At 76.1% G+C, this 439-nt stretch carries 1 protein-coding gene; it reads left to right on the top strand.

Annotation, left to right across the window (positions count from 1 at the left end):
• Positions 1–439 (top strand): D-glycero-beta-D-manno-heptose 1-phosphate adenylyltransferase (gene rfaE2 / locus GTW67_RS17475; RefSeq protein ID WP_161165753.1); only part of this gene is annotated, 439 nt, incomplete at both ends.

Below are 439 nucleotides of genomic sequence, written 5' to 3'. Positions count from 1 at the left end.
CGCACGCCCTGGCCGCCCGCGTCCGCGCCCAGCACGGCACGGTCGTCGCCGCGGGCGGCTGCTTCGACCTGCTGCACGCCGGGCACGTGGGCCTCCTCCAGGCGGCCCGGCGGCTCGGCGACTGCCTGGTCGTCTGCGTCAACTCCGACGCCTCCGTCCGGCGCCGCAAGGGCGACGGCCGCCCCGTCAACCCCCTCGCCGACCGGATCCGCGTCCTGCGCGCCCTGGCCTGCGTCGACGCGGTCGCCGTCTTCGACGAGGACACCCCGGAACGCCTCCTCGCCGACCTGCGGCCCGACGTCTGGGTCAAGGGCGGCGACTACGCGGGCGCGGACCTCCCCGAGGCGGCCCTGCTCCAGGAGTGGGACGGCCAGGCGGTCCTGCTCCCGTACCTCGACGGCCGCTCCTCCACAGCCCTGATGTCCCGAGCATCGGAAAA

Origin of the sequence: Streptomyces sp. SID5910 (assembly GCF_009862125.1) — a bacterium.
Classification (GTDB): Bacteria; Actinomycetota; Actinomycetes; order Streptomycetales; family Streptomycetaceae; genus Streptomyces.
The sequence above is the reverse complement of the archived record's forward strand: the minus strand, read 5'-3'. Positions and strand labels throughout refer to the sequence as shown.